Raw genomic sequence first — 18157 nt, 5'->3', positions numbered from 1 at the left:
TAAGTAAATGTTCAGAAATAGCGCAGAGAAAAGGCTTGAGAACAAGGAAGAATTTTTCTGTTAGTAGCTATCTACAATCAAAAATTCTAACGCCGTTATCGAGCGTTTTAGCAAGCTAGGATGAGCAGTTATTTACTACGATTGGTATTAGTATAAAAAAAGCCAACTTTTTCAAAACTAGAAGAAGTTGGCTTAGTTGTTCGAATTATTTGATGAAGCTGTTGAGCAAAATATAGGAACTAGGTCTGCAGTACAAAAAAAGCGCGACTCTAAAAACTAGTCGCGCTTAAGCCTGTCACAGGCTGAACCGTTTTAAATTGGCTCTAGACTTGTACGTGCAAGCAAGATACTGCGTGAACGTCATCGCCTTGAATCGTTGGCTTAGTTTGCGCGCACGCCTCTGTCGCTTGTGGACAACGAGTACGGAAAACACAACCTGATGGTGGGTTGATTGGCGATGGCAGATCGCCCTCCAACATCTGGATTGTTTTACTACGCTCTAAGCGAGGATCTGGAATAGGAACCGCAGACATCAACGCCTTAGTGTACGGGTGCTTTGGATCAGAGAAAAGTGCATCTGATTCACCCAGCTCAACCGCATTACCTAGGTACATTACCAATACACGGTCTGAGATGTGCTTAACCACTGACAAATCGTGCGCGATGAATACCAACGAAAGGCCTAGCTCTTTTTGCAGTTCTTTCAGAAGGTTAACAACTTGAGCTTGGATAGATACGTCAAGTGCCGAAACCGGTTCATCACAGATGATCATCTTAGGTTTCAAGATAAGTGCACGTGCGATACCAATACGCTGACACTGACCACCAGAGAACTCGTGCGGGTAACGGTTGATTACGTTAGGCAGTAGACCTACCTTCGCCATCATCTCCTTAACACGGTCTTTCACTTCCTGCTTAGAAAGCTCTGGGTAGAACGTCTCTAGCGGCTCAGCAATGATGTCGCCAACAGACATACGCGGGTTAAGCGATGCTAGTGGGTCTTGGAAGATCATCTGAATCTCTTTACGAGTTTCACGACGCTGTACTTCTTGCATCTTAGTTAGGTCTTGACCTAACCACATTACTTCACCGTCAGTTGCTTCAACCAAACCAATGATGGCACGAGCAAACGTCGATTTACCACAACCAGACTCACCTACTACACCCAACGTTTCACCTTCGTAAAGGTGGATATCAACGCCATCAACTGCTTTTAGGTTTGAAGGTTTTGCCCAAGGCCACGCTGATTTAGCCGCAATGCTAAAGTGAACTTTCAGGTCTTTAATATCTAATAATAACTGCTTATCTACTACACTCATTTTGTCCAAGCCTCCCAATCAGAAAAACAAGCACGCTGACGGTCACCTTGACCAAATGGAGTCAGAATCGGTGCTTCTTGCTTACAACGGTCCATTACACGGTGACAACGGTCTTGGTAAGGACAGCCTGTTGGCAGGCGAAGTAAGTTTGGTGGGTTGCCTGGAATAGTCGGTAGGATCTCACCTTCTGTATCCAAACGAGGAATAGCTTTCAGTAGACCTTCCGCATATGGGTGACTCGGCTCGTAGAAGATTTCGTCAACCGTACCGTACTCCATTGTACGACCAGCATACATCACAAGTACTTTGTCACAAGAACCCGCAACAACGCCCAAATCGTGGGTAATCATGATGATTGCCGTGTTGAACTCGTCTTTCAATTCGTTCAGCAACTCCATGATTTGAGCTTGAATAGTTACATCCAGCGCGGTGGTGGGTTCATCTGCAATAAGCAGTTTTGGACGGCACAATAGCGCCATTGCAATCATCACACGCTGACGCATACCGCCAGAGAATTCGTGTGGGTACATGGTGATACGCTTACGTGCTTCAGGGATTTTAACCGCCTCAAGCATGCGTACTGATTCTTCGAATGCTTCCGCTTTACCCATGCCTTTGTGTAGCATAAGTACTTCCATCAGCTGATCACTTACTTTCATGTAAGGGTTCAGTGATGTCATAGGATCTTGGAAGATCATCGCGATCTGTTCAGCACGAACTTTGTTCAGTTCTTTTTCTGGAAGGTTAAGGATCTCTTTACCTTCGAATTTTGCACTACCAGAGATGATGCCGTTTTTCGCCAACAACCCCATGATAGAGAATACAGTCTGTGATTTACCTGAACCTGACTCACCAACAATACCTAGCGTTTCGCCTTGGTTAAGTGAGAAGTTCAAGTCGTTTACTGCGGTTACGATACCATCTTGCGTGGTAAATTCGACGCGCAGGTCTTTGACATCTAATAAGCTCATCATTGCTTCCTTAATCTTTTATAGCTTTTGTAGTTTTATTTGCTATTAATTTTTATCTGTCTTTTGGATCAAGCGCATCGCGCAGACCGTCGCCTACGTAGTTAAAGCAGAACAGCGTGACTACCATGAATGCCGCAGGGAATGCCAGTTGCCAAATTGCAACTTCCATTGTTTGCGAACCTTCTTGAAGCAATGCGCCCCAGCTTGTCATAGGCTCTTGAACACCAAGACCAAGGAAAGATAAGAATGATTCTGTAAGGATCATGCTCGGAATAAGCAGCGTAGAGTAAACCGCTACGATACCTAGAACGTTTGGAACGATGTGACGTGTAATGATCTTCCATTTGCTTACACCACATACGTGAGCAGCTTCAATGAACTCTTTACTACGTAGACTCAGCGTTTGACCACGTACAATACGCGCCATATCTAGCCAAGCAATCGCACCAATCGCAACGAAGATTAGAATGATGTTACGACCAAAGAATGTTACTAGAACGATTACTAGGAACATGAATGGTACTGCGTACAAGATTTCTAGGATACGCATCATCACTCGGTCAGTACGACCACCAATGAAGCCGGAAGCTGCACCGTAAAGCGTACCAATCAATACTGCTACGAAGGCACCCATCACACCAACCATCAATGAGATGCGGCCACCGACCAGAGTACGCACGTACAGGTCACGACCTAAGCTATCAGTACCGAACCAGTGGTCAGCATTGGGACCAACGTGCATTGCATACCAATCAGTATCGTCGTAAGTATACTGAGCCAGCATCGGCAAAAAGATAACCGCCAGTACCATAATAGTAAGGATGAACAGGCTGACCATCGCCGCTTTGTTACGCATGAAACGAATACGAGCATCCTGCCATAAACTACGACCTTCAATCTCCAAACTCTCAGAGAACTTTTCGATCGCTTCTAAATTTTCTTTTTTCTTCAACATAACCAGTCCCTGTTAGTAGCGAATTTTCGGGTCAATCAGCGCTAGCAAAATATCAACAATTGCGTTGAACAAGATGAATAGGAAACCAATCAAGATGGTTACACCCATTACTAGCGAGTAGTCACGGTTAAACGCAGCGTTAACAAACAGCTTACCGATACCTGGTAGGCCGAAGATGGTTTCAACAACAACTGAACCTGTGATGATACCTACGAATGCAGGTCCCATGTATGAAACAACAGGCAGCATTGCTGGCTTAAGAGCATGCTTAAGAATGATGTAACGGTAGCTTAGACCTTTTGCACGTGCAGTTCGGATAAAGTTACTGTTAAGAGTTTCGATCATGCTACCACGAGTAATACGAGCGAAAGTTGCTACGTATAGAAGAGACATCGCGATAACAGGTAGCACGATGTACATGAATGTACCGCCATGCCAACCACCAGCAGGGAATATATTCCAGTGCAGTGAGAATAGGTAAATCAGTGCGGGTGCCAATACAAACGATGGCATTACAACCCCAAGCATCGCGGTCGACATGATGGTGTAGTCGACCCAGGTATTATGCTTCAAGGCGGCAATGGTCCCGACGGTGACCCCCATTAGTAATGTGAAGATAAAGGCAACGAAACCTACCTTCGCCGATACTGGAAGTGCTACCGCGATCAACTCATTTACTGTGTAATCTTGGTATTTAAAAGATGGACCGAAGTCACCTTGTAAGATATTTGTCAAATACGTGGTGTATTGTTCAAATACTGGTTTATCTAAGCCGTACTTAGCTTCGATGTTAGCCATAACTTCTGGCGGTAATGGACGCTCGCTTGAAAACGGGTTACCCGGCGCGAAACGCATAAGAAAGAAAGATATAGTGATCAAAACCAACATGGTTGGGATCGCTTCAAATATCCGTTTCATAATGAATTTAAGCATAAACTCACTCTTTCAGTCTGTGACAATTAAAATTAGAAAGACGCTACATGCGCGCCCTGCGCATGTAGTGCCTGTATCGTTATATTTATATTAACTTTTGAATCGAAGCTGATTATTGAGCTTTGATGTATAGGTCTTTCGAGAAGATCTTGTCTTCCGCGTTGTTGATTGGGAAGCCACCAACATGCGGGTTAAGTAGACGAGATTTCACGTATTGGTAGATAGGAGCGATTGGCATATCGTTAGCCATCAACTTCTCAGCTTCTAGGTAAAGTGCTTCGCGCTCTTCTTCTGAAGTAGAGTTAAGTGCTTTGTCGATGATTTGATCGTAAGCCGCGCTATCGTAGTGAACACCACCGGTAGTGTTGTTACTCTTCATTAGCGTTAGGAACGAAGACGCTTCGTTGTAGTCACCACACCAACCAGCACGTGCAACTTCGAAGTCACCAGAGTCTTTAGAAGATAGGTATGTTTTCCACTCTTGGTTTTCAAGTGTTACTGAAAGACCTAGTGTTTTCTTCCACATTGAACCTAGTGCTACAGCAATCTTCTTGTGGTTCTCTGAAGTGTTGTAAAGTAGGTTGAATTTAAGTGGGTTGTCTTTACCGTAACCCGCTTCTGCAAGAAGACGCTCTGCTTCTGCGTTACGCTCTTTTTGAGACATCTTACCGTAAGCAGGTAGCTCAGGGTTGAAGCCAGCAGTGATTTCAGGCGTTAGGAAGTAAGCAGGTTTTTGACCTTGCGCTAGGATTGCACCTGTTACGATATCACGGTCGATTGCATAAGAGATTGCTTGACGAACACGAACGTCATCAAACGGTGCTTTCTTCGTGTTGAAGATGTAGTAGTAAGTACATAGGTTACCCGCTACAGATACATCTTCAGCGTGCTCTTTTTGAAGGCGCTTGAAGTGCTCAGTTGGCAGTTCGTTTGTGAAGTCGATTTCGCCAGATAGGAAACGGTTCATTTCCGCTACTTGGTTTTCGATTGGTAGGAACGTTACTTTGTTAAGAACTGTTTTATCGTTGTCCCAGTACTGTTCATTACGCTTAAGTACTAGACGCTCGTTAACAACCCATTTATCAACAGAGAATGCACCGTTGCCAACAAAGTGCTCTGGCTTAGTCCACTGGTCACCGTATTTCTCAACCGTTGCCTGGTGTACTGGCTTCATTGTTGTGTGGCCCATCATCATTACGAAGTATGGTACCGCTGTTTCTAATTCAACAACTAGAGTGTTTGCATCCACTGCTTTAACGCCTAGTTCACTCTTGTCTTTCTTACCCGCTACGATATCTTTCGCATTCGCCATCTTGGTGTATTCCATGTACCAAGCGTATGGAGAAGCCGTTGCAGGATCAACTGCACGTTGCCAGCTGTATACAAAATCTTGAGCTGTTACAGGATCGCCGTTAGACCATTTTGCGTCTTTGCGTAGGTGGAAAGTGAATGTTTTGTTGTCTGTCGTTTCCCAGCTTTCCGCAACACCAGGGATAGTGTTACCGTCGCCGTCTTGGTTCACTAGACCTTCTAGAAGATCACGAATTACGTGAGATTCTGGTACACCTTGAGATTTGTGTGGGTCGATAGTTGCAACTTCAGTACCGTTACCGCGAACAAGTTCCTGAACTTTTGCCAGTTCTGTGCCTGCTGGAACTTCAGCAGCGATAGAAAGAGTAGAAGAGGCAGCCACTGCCAAACCAGCACCTAGAAGAAGGGCCTGAGTGATTTTATTCTTGTACATTTAATAAACTCCAAGTTTTATGTATTGCATCCATGACTTCTTTGCTTGGTTCACTGAACGGCAGTGATTTAGATTTATTTAGCTCAAAATTTAAGCATAAAAATCTAAAACCTTACAAAGATTGAGGCACACACTATCAACCATTGAAGTAATTTGCCACAAACAAGTCGCAAAAAATCGGATAATTCTCCGAAATACTTAAGGTATCAGTGTAAATATCTAACAAATCCCAAATCAGTAGTGACTTGCGTAGAGGGATTAATTAAAAAACAGCCTTTAGTGTTGATGTGTCTGTGTTGATACTTTTTTTTAGCATCTTATGCTAGAACACTGAGCGCAAATTAACATTAATGCCACATGAAATCTAATTGCACATCACATATCACCTAAACCGTCTACACTATTTGTGAGGATAATCACTTTATACAAGACAGCATAATGCTCTGCACCAAACCGGGTTATCCAATGCACCAATTAAGACAAAATTACGCGATGAATTTATATGCAACCACAATGAATTATCATTTATCAAATCAATGGTTATCTATAAATAGATTTATAGCAGGTACAAAAAAACCGACCTAAGTGGTCGGTTTTTGACTGTCTCATATACAAATGAGTAAATGCTGAAGCAACATCACTTTAAGAGAAATTACTTCTCCCAGCGTTCCGCTGCTTTCGTGTCTGAATCACGAGAATCAACCCAACGCGTCGTTTCGGTCGTGCGTTCCTTTTTCCAAAAGGGAGCCTTGGTTTTCAGGAAGTCCATAACGAATTCACAGGCTTCAAATGCAGCACCACGGTGTGCACTGGATACACCAACGTATACAATCTGGTCGCCGATATCTAAGTCACCTACACGGTGGATAACACGCATCTTCTGAATAGGCCAGCGAGCCTCAGCTTGGTCACAGATCTCGCTCAGTGATTTTTCTGTCATACCCGGATAGTGCTCCAGAGACAAACCAATCACATTGTCGCCAAGGTTCATGTCGCGAACTTTACCAACGAACGTCACAATCGCTCCGGCAGCTGTACCTTGAGCCAAGTAGTCGTATTCGTCGCCTACCGAGAAGTCCTCAGCTGTCACTAATACTCTTGGATCCATGCTTAGCCTCCAGTCACTGGCGGGAAGAAAGCCACTTCGTCGCCGTCTTTCACTTCAGTTGTCAGAGGTACGATTGATTGGTTAAGTGCAGCCAGAAGCTTACCCTCTTCCAATGCGATATCCCATTTGCCTTCTTGTGTCACAAGATGACTACGAATCGCTTCAATCGTCTTAAATTGTGCATCAACTTCAACGCTGTCCACACCAACAAGTTCACGAGTTTGAGCAAAGAAAAGTACTGTAATCATGATTCCACCTTGAAGTGACCAGATTTACCACCTGTCTTCTCTAACAGGCGCACGTTTTCGATAACAATGTCTTTCTGAACAGCTTTACACATATCGTAAATCGTTAACGCAGCCACAGAAGCAGCCGTTAGCGCTTCCATTTCTACGCCAGTCTTACCAGCAAGCTTACAAACCGATTCGATGCGAACCTTGTTTTCAGACTCGATAGCTTCAAGCTGCACTTCTACTTTAGTTAATAGCAGAGGGTGACACAGTGGAATCAGATCCCACGTCTTTTTAGCCGCTTGAATACCCGCGATACGTGCCGTTGCGAAAACATCACCTTTATGATGGCTACCAGAAACAATAAGCTCTAGCGTTTCAGCAGACATTTGCACGAACGCTTCTGCTCTCGCTTCACGTACTGTTTCTGCTTTAGCCGATACATCGACCATGTTTGCTTCACCAGACGCGTTAATGTGTGTAAATTGGCTCATACTCAAACCGCCTTATACAGAAAGGTGTGGCATGAAGTTGCAAGGACGGTGGCTAGCATCCATCTGTTGCTTGATAATCTTAGTCCAACCCGTGCGACAAGCGCCTGTTGAGCCTGGCATTGCAAAGATAACTGTGTGGTTCGCAAAGCCCGCAATTGCACGAGATTGAATTGTCGATGTACCGATCTCTTCGTAAGATACTTGACGGAATAACTCACCAAAGCCTTCTACTTCTTTGTCGAAGAGTGGCTTAAGCGCTTCAGGCGTGCTGTCACGAGATGTGAAGCCCGTACCGCCAGTGATCATGATCGCTTGTACACTTTCATCAGCGATCCACTTAGATACGATCGCACGGATCTTGTACATGTCATCGATAACGATTTGCTTATCAACTACGTTGTGACCTGCTTCTTTAGCATTCTCAGCTAAGTAACCACCTGACGTATCGTTTTCTTCTGTACGCGTATCTGAAACCGTTAGTACTGCGATGTTTGCTGCTTGAAATTTGCTTTCTGCGTGACCCATTTGTTCACCTATATAAAATTAGACTGATTCGCCCAGCTTAAATAAACTGAGCGATAAAATACGTTTGAGTGTGTGCGGGTTAACCGCCGATTGACGCCAAGTTTGGAGTCATGCCGCTGTTGCCATCATGTAAGAAGTGGCTAACGGACTTGGTTTGTAGCTGAGCCTGAATACGATCAATGAGCTCTTGCTCTTGTTGATCTTCTTGAATCAAATCTCTCAGTTCAACACCGTGATCGCCAAACAGACATAGGTGAAGCTTACCGGTCGCAGAAACGCGCAGTCGGTTACAGCTCTCACAAAAGTCTTTCTCGTAAGGCATGATCAAACCAATTTCCCCCTTGTAATCTGGGTGAACGAACACTTGCGCAGGGCCATCATTAACGGCTCTCACTTTAAGCAACCAACCATTAGCAATAAGCTGGTTACGAATCGCGACACCTGACACATGGTGTTTATCAAACAACTCGTCCATCTCGCCGGTTTTCATCAGCTCAATAAAACGCAGTTGAATCGGTTTGTCTTTAATCCAATTAAGGAAGGCAGGTAACTCTTGGCTATTGAGGTCTTTCATCAATACTACGTTTACTTTGACTTGTTCAAAGCCAACCTCAAACGCTTTATCAATGCCTCGCATTACCTCAGTAAACTTATTCTCACCAGTAATCTGATGAAACATGCGCGGATCTAAGCTATCCACGCTTACGTTAATGTGAGTTAAACCAGCATCACGCCACTGCCCTACTTGTTTCTCCATACGGTAGCCGTTAGTTGTCGTAGCAACTTTTTTGATACCCGGAGTGTTGGCAACGGTTTGAATAATTTCGGGGAAGTCTTTACGCAGACTCGGCTCTCCGCCTGTGATGCGGATCTTTGAGGTGCCACAATCTGCAAACGCTTTAACGACACGTTTGATCTCGGGAACACTTAAAAAAGACGAGTTTTTTTGCCCTGACGGTTTGTAACCATCTGGCAAGCAGTAAGTACATTTAAAGTTACAGACGTCTGTAACCGACAAGCGCAAGTAATAAAACTTGCGATGGAATCTATCTTCGAATTGTTGCGCCACGGAACACCTTTCCAAACACGGGAGGCATAATCATTTCCAATTAAGCCCTTGTGACAACATGTCACTGGCTCTTGATGCGTATCGGTACAGCAAATACCACTGTGCGACTTAGCATGCGAGAGCTCGGAGTTATGGCAACCGCACGTTACATTCACACGCACAGTAGCTGGGTAATAAAATACTTAATATTTGTACGTGAATCTAGCTTTGATGACAAAAAACGGGTCACATTGGCAAAAAAAACGTATCAAACGCTCAAAATAACTCTTGTTGAGTATCTGACAAGAAGCATTTAACCTAAATTATAGTTGGTAATAATCTAACAAGAATAAAAAATGAATATTTACACTTCAAAGAAAGTGGTCGCAATCGGTGGCGGCCATGGCTTAGGTCGCATGTTGGCGGCATTAAAAGATTTCGGTAGTAACGCCACGGGCATTGTTGCTACAACAGATAACGGTGGTTCAACCGGACGAATTCGAGATTGCCAAGGTGGTATCGCATGGGGTGATACTCGTAACTGCATCAATCAATTAATCACTGAGCCGTCAATCAGCTCGATGATGTTTGAATACCGTTTTCGCGGTCAAGGTGAACTCGACGGTCATAACTTGGGTAATCTGATGCTGACCGCACTAGACAACCTCTCGGTTCGACCATTAGAAGCGATTAACCTGATCCGAAATATGCTCAAGGTCGATGTCAATATCGTCCCTATGACCGAACACCCGTCAGACCTTACCGCCCTATCGATGGATGGGCGCTGGGTAACAGGTGAAACCAATGTGGATGACATGACAGAAAAGCTACGCATGATGGACTTGTCGCCGGAAGTGCCAGCAACTAAAGAAGCCGTTGCTGCAGTTGAGCAAGCGGACTGCATCGTTCTTGGGCCAGGGAGCTTTTTGACCAGTGTGATGCCACCACTTCTGCTCCCAGAGATTGGTAAAGCTATTTCCGAAAATACCCATGCTAAGCTTATCTTCGTTGAAAACTTATCGCCAGAGCATGGTCCTGCCGGGAAAATGACACTTCAAGAACAGCTTGAGTGGTGTGAACGTACCTGTAAAGCACGCAAGATAGATATTATTCTTGGTAATGAGCCTCACCCTGAACTTGAAGGACAATGGAATTGTATCACCACTGATCTTGCGTCGGCCAACCGAGACTGGCGCCATGACCGAGTGAAGTTACAACAAGCGATCGAAGCTCAGTTGGCTTAAACCACAAACCAGCTCAAACAACAGAAACTAAAAAAGGAGCATTCCGCTCCTTTTTAGTTTCTATAGTAATTCTCTACTTTAGAGATCCGTCATCAACTGCTGATATTCTGTGTATGTCGAAAGCAGTAATGACTGCATATCTTCAAAATCACCATCGGTAATAGGCAGAGACTGTTTCACTTTACTGTCTAAATCAATCGCGAAACTGCACAAGGAGTCAGCACCAAAGCTGGCAGCGCTGCTCTTTAGAGCATGGCTAATATCCGCCAAATACTTGGAGGTATCCGACTCTTTATTTATCTCTAGGTGCTCATAGTAGCCTTTTAATTCTCCTAAAAAGATCTCCAGTAACACCGGAACATTCTCTTGCCCTATTTCACCGGCAAGCTCATCAACTTTTTGTTGATTCAATACTTTGGTCATTGTTATTTCTTTTCGTTTGGTGATTACTGTTTTGCATTCCACGCTTGCAATTTACGGTAAATGGTCGAAGGACTTACATCCAAGAAACCAGCTGCTCTTGGAATGTTGCCATCACACGCTTTGATGGCCTGCTCGATGGCTGTTTTTTCAGTGATCCACAGCGGGAAAATATCTTTAACGGTGATGTCTTCACTCTGCTTCTCTTTCAAGCGTAGACTGTTTTCAATTGGCTGGTTTAGTGGTGGCGGCAACATGTTGAGCGTAATCTCTTTACCATTGTTCAATACCACAACATTTCGCAGCACGTTTTGCAGCTGACGTACATTACCAGGCCATTCATACTGATTGAAACGATCAAGCACTTCCTGAGCAAAACGCACAAACGCTTTGCCCTCTTCTACGGACATATATCCTAGCAGTGAGTACGCAATCTCGATGACATCTTCACCACGCTCACGCAATGGTGGCAAGTGCAGAGGAATCACGTACAAACGATAGTATAAATCTTCTCTAAAACGCCCTTCTTGAACTTCTTTCCAAGGATCGCGGTTGGTCGCACAAACAAAACGAACGTCGACACTCTTCATCTTCGACGAACCCACTTTTTGGAAAGTACCTGTCTGGATAAAGCGTAAAAGCTTGGTTTGCAGTTCAAGGTCCATTTCACAGAGCTCATCAAGGAACAAAGTGCCACCATCAGCCAGTTCAGCAGCGCCTTGACGATCTGTTGCCGCCCCTGTAAATGCCCCTTTCACGTGACCAAACAGTTCACTTTCAATCAAGTCCTTGGGAATCGCCGCACAGTTGATAGCGATAAACGGTTTATCGCCACGCTTACTCGCAGCATGAATAGCTTCTGCACACACCTCTTTACCGGTACCACTTTCACCAGTAATGAAAATACTCGCTTTACTTGATGCGGCAGAGTCAATAGTTCGATACACCTGCTGCATAGTTTGGCTACTACCGATGAAACCTTGATAGTTCTGATTTCCAGGGTGCTCTGAACTGTTCTTTAATTTCGTCGCTTTGCGGATAGCATTATTGACCGTGATACGAAGGCGGTCTGCTTCACACGGTTTGATAAGGAAGTCTTGAGAACCGTGACGCATCGCTTCAACTGCGGTATCAATCGAACCGTGAGCTGTCATGAAGATAACAGGCACCTCAGGGTACTTTTGTTTAACCGCAAATAGCACGTCCATGCCCGTCATATCAGGCAGGCGTAGATCTAATAAAATTAGGTCAGGGATTCGATGATTCAAACTCTCAATTGCATCGCGGCCAGTGCCGACAATATTGATATCAATTTCGAGCGGTGTAAGATACGAGCGGTACAAAGCTGCTACCGAGGCGGTATCCTCTACCATCAACAAATACTTTGATTTGTTATCTAGCGTTTTTGATTGCATATCCTAGCCATTTATAATTTGCATTTCTTATTATAGTCGCATTCCGCTTTGCATTATGCAAATTGGCCACAATATTTGTATTGTATTTCTATACCGACTTCAAACAATCAATATCTTATCTATATGGCATGAACGATGCAGTCAATTAGATGACCTTCGGGTCACCTAGCCAACTGACGTTGTTAGTGGACTAAGTGTTCACAAACGTAAGCCAGTAGAACATTTCCTACTGGCTATTTTTTGTCTAGAACACGAGCAAGAGGGAGGTTGAGCCAATAATAAGTAACATTTAGCTATTGGTTATAAACTGCTTTCTCAGCTGTTCAATTTCATCGCGTTTCTGCGCTGCCAATTCAAACTCCAAGTTTTGAGCATGTTGATACATCGCTGCTTCCAACTTACTGATCTCTTTATCGAGCTGTTGTGGTGTTAGTACTGCGTAACTTTCTGATGGCTCTGCCACCTTAGACAATGGTACCTGCTTAGATTGTCGTTGCTGCTTCGACTTAGTGATATCACCCAACTCCATGATATCTTTGATATTACGCTTAAGAGCTTGTGGCGTAATACCTTGCTCTTTGTTGTAGGCCTGCTGCTTTTCTCTACGGCGGTCCGTTTCATCTATCGCCTTTTTCATCGATTTCGTGATCGAGTCACCGTACAAGATCGCCTTACCTTCTAGGTTACGAGCTGCACGACCGATCGTTTGGATCAGAGAGCGCTCAGAACGCAAAAAGCCCTCTTTGTCAGCATCAAGAATCGCCACCAGCGATACTTCAGGCATATCCAAACCTTCTCGAAGTAAGTTAATACCTACTAACACATCGAACTCGCCAAGACGTAGGTCTCGAATGATTTCAACACGTTCAACCGTATCGATATCCGAGTGTAAGTAACGCACTTTCACCCCATGTTCTGTTAGATATTCAGTAAGATCTTCCGCCATTCTCTTGGTCAACGTAGTCACCAATACACGCTCTTCTTTCGCTGAACGGATTCTGATTTCAGACAACAAGTCATCCACCTGAGTCGCGACTGGCCTTACTTCAATAATAGGGTCTAATAAACCAGTAGGACGAACGACTTGATCGGCGATCTCTCCATCTGATTTTTCAAGTTCATAGTTACCAGGCGTTGCAGAGACAAAAATCGTTTGCGGCGCGATGGATTCAAACTCATCGAATTTCATTGGGCGGTTATCCAACGCAGAAGGCAGACGGAAACCAAATTCAACTAAAGTCTCCTTACGAGAGCGGTCGCCTTTATACATCGCGCCGATTTGCGGCACGGTAACGTGTGACTCATCGATGATCAGCAGGCCATCGTCAGGCAAGTAGTCGAATAATGTTGGAGGCGCTTCACCTTCAGCACGACCACTCAAGTAACGTGAGTAGTTTTCAATGCCTGAGCAGAAGCCAAGCTCTGTCATCATCTCGATATCAAATTGAGTTCTCTGTGAGATACGCTGCTCTTCGAGAAGTTTGTTATTGTCTTTCAGGTATTGGGCTCGATCTCGTAGTTCATCTTTGATGTTCTCGATCGCTTCAAGGATTTTTTCTCTCGGTGTCACATAGTGAGTCTTTGGATAAACCGTAAAGCGTGGCAAATCTCTTTGCTTTACTGCGCCAGTTAGCGGGTCGAAAATGCTGATACAGTCGACTTCATCATCAAACATCTCGATTCGTACTGCGTCTTGGTCGGATTCAGCTGGGAAGATATCAATCACTTCACCACGAACACGGAACTGACCACGCTCAAAAGCAACATCGTTTCTGGAATATTGAAGTTCGGCCAAACGACGCAAGATATCGCGCTGATCCATGATTTCGCCGCGGCTCAAGTGAAGCATCATTTTCAAATAAGACTTAGGATCACCCAAACCATAGATAGCGGAAACAGACGCAACGATAATAGCATCTTCTCTTTCTAATAGTGCCTTGGTCGCAGACAGCCTCATTTGTTCAATATGAGCGTTTACAGACGCATCTTTCTCAATAAATGTATCCGTGGTTGGAACGTAGGCTTCCGGCTGGTAGTAGTCATAGTAAGAAACGAAATACTCGACAGCGTTATTTGGGAAGAAAGACTTCATCTCACCATAAAGTTGAGCAGCCAACGTCTTATTTGGCGCCAATAGGATTGCTGGTCTTTGAGACTGGGAAATGACGTTAGCAAGCGTGAAAGTTTTACCCGACCCCGTTACCCCTAATAGAGTTTGATGTGCGAGACCAGAATCCAGTCCATCTAGTAATTGGGTAATCGCAGTCGGCTGGTCACCGGACGGACTGTAGTCCGATACCAAATCAAAAAGTTTACTCATAGGTCGCCATTTCCATACTGTTTTTTTAATCAGGTCATTGTCACTCTATGAGGAGTGTCGATGCAACTATTATCTGGAGAAATGCATCTTAAGATTAGAGATCAGTTATAGCTTTTAATTTTAGAACTTGGTACTATCCGTGCCCCTGCAAAGTTTCCTCAGCTAAATTACTCGAATTTTAATCCACTACTTTTCCCCAAAAAACCTAAAAATACCGCTTGTTTTACTGTTCCCTTTGTAATCAAGAAAAGTTATACAATCGTAATAAATTGCAAACTATCCTTTAAATACATCAAGTTAGATCAATTTTTTACATTTTCAGATTTATCCCGGCTATTGTTGTTAAAGTTTCACACACACACTTATCCACAATTTTGGTGGATAACTAAAGCAAAGCCAAATCCAACAAGGCATTCAAGAAAGTAAAGTTATTTATCTAATTTTTTTTCTACTATTTTTTGTTGACAGAAAATAGGACTCTTATTAGAATTCGCGTCGCTAACAAGCAATTCCCCCTTAGTTCAGTTGGTAGAACGGCGGACTGTTAATCCGTATGTCGCAGGTTCGAGTCCCGCAGGGGGAGCCAAATTTAAAGAAGCCGCATCACTTGATGCGGCTTTTTACGTTATAAAGCGACTGGTTTGTATCAAACCAATGTCTCAGAGCTGGCCGCCCGCGTTCTAGTCCCGCAGGGGGAGCCAAATTCTAGAAAAAAGCTCAATCGAAAGATTGAGCTTTTTTCGTTTTAACTGCGACTAACTTGTTCCGAGTTAATGTCTCAGCCGAAGCGTCGGACCGTACTAGCCGCCCGCGTTCGAGTCCCGACAAGGGGAACCAAATTTAAAGAAGCCGCATCACTTGATGCGGCTTTTTGCGTTTTAAAGCGACTGGTTTATACCAAACCAATATCTCAGCCCAAAAATAGGACTTTGCTATGCCCTATGCCCTATGCCCTATGCCTAGTGCAGATCAAAAAAGCCACGAACGAGTCCGTGGCTTACTTAATTTTGAGACCACAGGTTAACCGAAAAATAATCGGTACACTGCAGAGTCTATTTATGTTGTATTACAGGTGACGAGCAATCGTATCCATCAGCACAGCTGCTACCTTATCATCGCCAGCTTTATCGCCTTTGCTGTAGGTATTGATCTGACGCTTCGATGAGTCGTGGATATTGGTAATAGCTACCACTTCTCTCTCGATACCAAATCCAACCAGCTTAATCATCAATTCTTTATTTTTAAATGAGTCGCCAACGATCACGATAGAGTTAAAGTCTTTCAGTAACTCTTTCGTCAAGTCTTCAACTTGAACATCATTACTATTAATAAAAAAGATATCCGCAGACTTCGCAGAGCTACGTTCTCCAGCAGACTTCAGTTGGATTCGCTGCATCTCATTGAATACACCGTTATCTTGCGTTCCAATGGTAGATAGGCTCGCAGCATTAGAAGCCAAAGACAATAGCAGCGTACTAGCAAAAATAGTGCTTTTAACAAAATTCATTCTCTTTACCCTCTAATAACTAAAGAATTGTTTCTTTCATAATACGGAAAGTTTGACCTTTATCATCCGTAGTACAATCGGTATCGATCGTAATGCCGTAGTTAGAATCTCTTTGGTACAAAATTGACTCATTCTCATTAATTGACCAAGTGCTGCCATACATATTGAGATAAGCGCGCGAAACCGTCACCGCATTGCCAAATACCAGTTTTTGATCACGACAAGTATTCCAATCCGCAGTGTAGTTTTCCTGCCAAGTCTCATAACTCTTCAGATCATAAACTCGGTACAGATCTTCACCCCAGATTTCAGCAGCATTCTTTACATGCCAAAATTCTGAAGATGGATTATCCGCATAATAGCCAGCTTCCCCCACCGCTTTTGTATTAATAGTCTGGACAACCGTATGGCCGATATCATTGCCCTCATCAACCGAGGTGTAATTCAACATACTGTGTGTTTGACTAGATTCTTTGGTTTTGTTAAAACCAAAGCCTACTGCGAGACCAGCAGACGGACCATCTGATTTGCTCGCTTCAAAAGAACCCGTAATATCAAAGCTAAAAGACGTACTCTCAGCTAACGAAATCTCTTTATTCACATTACTCGAGCCCGGAAAGCTTTGCTGGTTCACAAACAGATTTCCGTGACGGTGTTGAGGAAGACAGTGATCGTTGAGTTCGTCGTTTTCACACCTCTCACTTAAATACTTCCAAGTCAACCTTGTTTGCTCTTCTAGATCATTAGGGGCTTCATTAACCGCTCTACGGTGCATCTGATTGTAAGCATCTTCACCTGACATGAAATTGAATTGAGAATTCCCGTGGAAAATCTGACCTAAGTATCCTTCTCGGTAATAAAAGTGCGGCGCAACTTTTTCATCTTCCCACTCGAAAAAATAGCCTCCATCGGCAAGGGTTTGACGTGTGACATTCATGCTGCCGTCAACCGCCATAATATAGTTAGTCTTGTTTGACTGAGAAAACATCAACAGATCGATAGTACGAGCGACGTCAACCTGCTCATGAATTTTGTACTTTTCCTTACCTGGGCCATAGGCACCATTCTGAGAGGTAATAATGAACTGTTCTTCAATTTGACCATCTTCTATTCTTGCATGCTGGCAAAGATTCGCAATTTTTCCAGGTAAACCCTCCTGCTCTAGATGGTTATTAATATATTCTACTTTTGCATTAAATATATCGCAGGCTGTCGCCGGGTCGTCGTACACAACGTACTCGTCAGCACCTTTAAAGTAAGCATCATCAATTCCAGGGATAGGAGATGCATTAGCATAGCCAGATAACACAGAGACTGTTATCAAGCTTAGACTGAAGCTTCTTAATTTCATCACTCGTTCCTTTTAACTGCATTAACATCAATATCGATGCCTTTTAAAATTAACGAGTCAAAAAAATATAATCACAATAAAGTAGTAATAAAAAAATATATTCTGTTATTGAAAAAACCTGAACAATAGTGAAGTCACCATTTCATTCATATATCACAAGAAAAATTAAGTTCGATAATTTTTGAGTCTTCTTCCTTAAACCTTCGGTAACAATGTGAAATAAGACGGCCTTGCTCTGTACGAAAAGAAAGACCAGAATGCCCTATATTAATTCTCTTCCGCCATACTAAAAGGTCTTCTAGCGAATCCACCTTCTCTATTTGAATTTGTATTTTTTCAAAGTATCCGTCAAAGTTCATAATTCAATATCTTACTAACGCCAAAAACCATTCCAACAAGTTTTTATTAATTAAGGCAATTTATAAAAACCAAATTTCAACACATCATGAATTTAAAAATTCGTTTAGCCATTTATTAACCAACCGAGAATTGGATGATTTTTTATAATATAAAAAGCCACACTAAAGTGGCTTTTATTTAAAGATGGCAACTTAAGGGCTACATTGATGGCTA

16 protein-coding genes, 1 tRNA gene and 1 riboswitch are annotated in these 18157 nt (G+C 43.4%); of the genes, 2 read left to right on the top strand and 15 right to left on the bottom strand.

The features are described from left to right. Positions 1-323 precede the first annotated feature (323 nt). The 10 genes from oppF to moaA all read right to left on the bottom strand — a co-directional run bounded on the left by oppF (position 324) and on the right by moaA (position 9348). Positions 324-1319: a murein tripeptide/oligopeptide ABC transporter ATP binding protein OppF gene (gene oppF, locus F0228_RS10440; RefSeq protein WP_061033797.1), complete on the bottom strand. Its 996-nt coding sequence runs from the start codon at positions 1317-1319 to the stop codon at positions 324-326. Then, positions 1316-2290 (bottom strand): ABC transporter ATP-binding protein, encoded by a 975-nt coding sequence (locus F0228_RS10435; RefSeq protein ID WP_061033798.1) that lies wholly within the window; start codon positions 2288-2290, stop codon positions 1316-1318. Before F0228_RS10435 ends, oppF begins: the two co-directional genes overlap by 4 nt. 52 nt (positions 2291-2342) lie before the next feature. After that, positions 2343-3245 (bottom strand): oligopeptide ABC transporter permease OppC, encoded by a 903-nt coding sequence (oppC, locus tag F0228_RS10430; RefSeq protein ID WP_061033799.1) that lies wholly within the window; start codon positions 3243-3245, stop codon positions 2343-2345. 12 nt (positions 3246-3257) lie between these two features. After that, positions 3258-4178: an oligopeptide ABC transporter permease OppB gene (gene oppB, locus F0228_RS10425; protein WP_017062174.1), complete on the bottom strand. Its 921-nt coding sequence runs from the start codon at positions 4176-4178 to the stop codon at positions 3258-3260. 112 nt (positions 4179-4290) lie between these two features. Further along, a complete protein-coding gene (locus F0228_RS10420; RefSeq protein ID WP_061033800.1) occupies positions 4291-5922 on the bottom strand; it encodes an ABC transporter substrate-binding protein in 1632 nt (543 codons plus the stop codon). 652 nt (positions 5923-6574) lie between these two features. Beyond that, positions 6575-7030 carry a molybdopterin synthase catalytic subunit MoaE gene (moaE, locus tag F0228_RS10415; protein ID WP_017062176.1) on the bottom strand — a complete coding sequence of 152 codons (456 nt, stop codon included), beginning with the start codon at positions 7028-7030 and terminating at the stop codon, positions 6575-6577. Positions 7031-7032: 2 nt separating this feature from the next. Then, positions 7033-7278: a molybdopterin synthase sulfur carrier subunit gene (moaD, locus tag F0228_RS10410; protein ID WP_004737346.1), complete on the bottom strand. Its 246-nt coding sequence runs from the start codon at positions 7276-7278 to the stop codon at positions 7033-7035. Next, entirely contained in the window at positions 7275-7754 is a 480-nt protein-coding gene (gene moaC / locus F0228_RS10405) for a cyclic pyranopterin monophosphate synthase MoaC (protein WP_004734026.1), read from the bottom strand. The genes moaD and moaC overlap by 4 nt, the downstream gene beginning before the upstream one ends. A 12-nt stretch (positions 7755-7766) precedes the next feature. Continuing rightward, complete coding sequence (gene moaB, locus F0228_RS10400) at positions 7767-8279, bottom strand: molybdenum cofactor biosynthesis protein B (protein ID WP_004737344.1); 513 nt, start codon at positions 8277-8279, stop codon at positions 7767-7769. A 79-nt stretch (positions 8280-8358) separates the two neighbouring features. Further along, positions 8359-9348 (bottom strand): GTP 3',8-cyclase MoaA, encoded by a 990-nt coding sequence (moaA, locus tag F0228_RS10395; RefSeq protein ID WP_004737343.1) that lies wholly within the window; start codon positions 9346-9348, stop codon positions 8359-8361. Then, a riboswitch (molybdenum cofactor riboswitch) is annotated at positions 9337-9489 on the bottom strand. Its footprint overlaps the gene before it by 12 nt. A gap of 194 nt (positions 9490-9683) precedes the next feature. Here moaA and F0228_RS10390 point away from each other — a divergent pair. Then, complete coding sequence (locus F0228_RS10390) at positions 9684-10571, top strand: YvcK family protein (protein ID WP_171762219.1); 888 nt, start codon at positions 9684-9686, stop codon at positions 10569-10571. A gap of 78 nt (positions 10572-10649) precedes the next feature. Here F0228_RS10390 and luxU read toward each other — a convergent pair whose 3' ends face one another. The 3 genes from luxU to uvrB all read right to left on the bottom strand — a co-directional run bounded on the left by luxU (position 10650) and on the right by uvrB (position 14726). Beyond that, a complete protein-coding gene (gene luxU / locus F0228_RS10385) occupies positions 10650-10994 on the bottom strand; it encodes a quorum-sensing phosphorelay protein LuxU (protein WP_061033803.1) in 345 nt (114 codons plus the stop codon). Positions 10995-11017: 23 nt separating this feature from the next. After that, positions 11018-12406: a quorum-sensing sigma-54 dependent transcriptional regulator LuxO gene (luxO, locus tag F0228_RS10380; protein ID WP_032553998.1), complete on the bottom strand. Its 1389-nt coding sequence runs from the start codon at positions 12404-12406 to the stop codon at positions 11018-11020. A 289-nt stretch (positions 12407-12695) separates the two neighbouring features. Continuing rightward, positions 12696-14726, bottom strand: coding sequence for an excinuclease ABC subunit UvrB (uvrB, locus tag F0228_RS10375; protein WP_171731765.1), 2031 nt, complete (start codon positions 14724-14726; stop codon positions 12696-12698). A gap of 510 nt (positions 14727-15236) precedes the next feature. On the opposite strand from uvrB, the gene F0228_RS10370 reads away from it, so the two are divergent. Next, positions 15237-15312: transfer RNA gene (locus tag F0228_RS10370), tRNA-Asn, on the top strand. Positions 15313-15792: 480 nt separating this feature from the next. On the opposite strand, the gene F0228_RS10365 is transcribed toward F0228_RS10370, so the two are convergent. Both F0228_RS10365 and F0228_RS10360 read right to left on the bottom strand, forming a co-directional pair. Next, positions 15793-16233: a hypothetical protein gene (locus F0228_RS10365; RefSeq protein WP_061033805.1), complete on the bottom strand. Its 441-nt coding sequence runs from the start codon at positions 16231-16233 to the stop codon at positions 15793-15795. 19 nt (positions 16234-16252) lie between these two features. Next, positions 16253-17584: a hypothetical protein gene (locus tag F0228_RS10360; RefSeq protein ID WP_061033806.1), complete on the bottom strand. Its 1332-nt coding sequence runs from the start codon at positions 17582-17584 to the stop codon at positions 16253-16255. Positions 17585-18157 lie beyond the last annotated feature (573 nt).

This window comes from Vibrio sp. 99K-1 (assembly GCF_013114585.1).
GTDB classification, from domain to species: Bacteria; Pseudomonadota; Gammaproteobacteria; order Enterobacterales; family Vibrionaceae; genus Vibrio; species Vibrio chagasii_B.
Note: the sequence above shows the minus strand (reverse complement) of the source record. Positions and strands in the feature narration are given on the sequence as shown.

Coding starts and splice junctions, on each gene's coding strand:
- oppF (WP_061033797.1), bottom strand. CDS start 1,319: ATGAGTGTAGTAGATAAGCAGTTATTATTAGATATTAAAGACCTGAAA.
- F0228_RS10435 (WP_061033798.1), bottom strand. CDS start 2,290: ATGAGCTTATTAGATGTCAAAGACCTGCGCGTCGAATTTACCACGCAA.
- oppC (WP_061033799.1), bottom strand. CDS start 3,245: ATGTTGAAGAAAAAAGAAAATTTAGAAGCGATCGAAAAGTTCTCTGAG.
- oppB (WP_017062174.1), bottom strand. CDS start 4,178: ATGCTTAAATTCATTATGAAACGGATATTTGAAGCGATCCCAACCATG.
- F0228_RS10420 (WP_061033800.1), bottom strand. CDS start 5,922: ATGTACAAGAATAAAATCACTCAGGCCCTTCTTCTAGGTGCTGGTTTG.
- moaE (WP_017062176.1), bottom strand. CDS start 7,030: ATGGATCCAAGAGTATTAGTGACAGCTGAGGACTTCTCGGTAGGCGAC.
- moaD (WP_004737346.1), bottom strand. CDS start 7,278: ATGATTACAGTACTTTTCTTTGCTCAAACTCGTGAACTTGTTGGTGTG.
- moaC (WP_004734026.1), bottom strand. CDS start 7,754: ATGAGCCAATTTACACACATTAACGCGTCTGGTGAAGCAAACATGGTC.
- moaB (WP_004737344.1), bottom strand. CDS start 8,279: ATGGGTCACGCAGAAAGCAAATTTCAAGCAGCAAACATCGCAGTACTA.
- F0228_RS10390 (WP_171762219.1), top strand. CDS start 9,684: ATGAATATTTACACTTCAAAGAAAGTGGTCGCAATCGGTGGCGGCCAT.
- luxU (WP_061033803.1), bottom strand. CDS start 10,994: ATGACCAAAGTATTGAATCAACAAAAAGTTGATGAGCTTGCCGGTGAA.
- luxO (WP_032553998.1), bottom strand. CDS start 12,406: ATGCAATCAAAAACGCTAGATAACAAATCAAAGTATTTGTTGATGGTA.
- uvrB (WP_171731765.1), bottom strand. CDS start 14,726: ATGAGTAAACTTTTTGATTTGGTATCGGACTACAGTCCGTCCGGTGAC.
- F0228_RS10365 (WP_061033805.1), bottom strand. CDS start 16,233: ATGAATTTTGTTAAAAGCACTATTTTTGCTAGTACGCTGCTATTGTCT.
- F0228_RS10360 (WP_061033806.1), bottom strand. CDS start 17,584: ATGAAATTAAGAAGCTTCAGTCTAAGCTTGATAACAGTCTCTGTGTTA.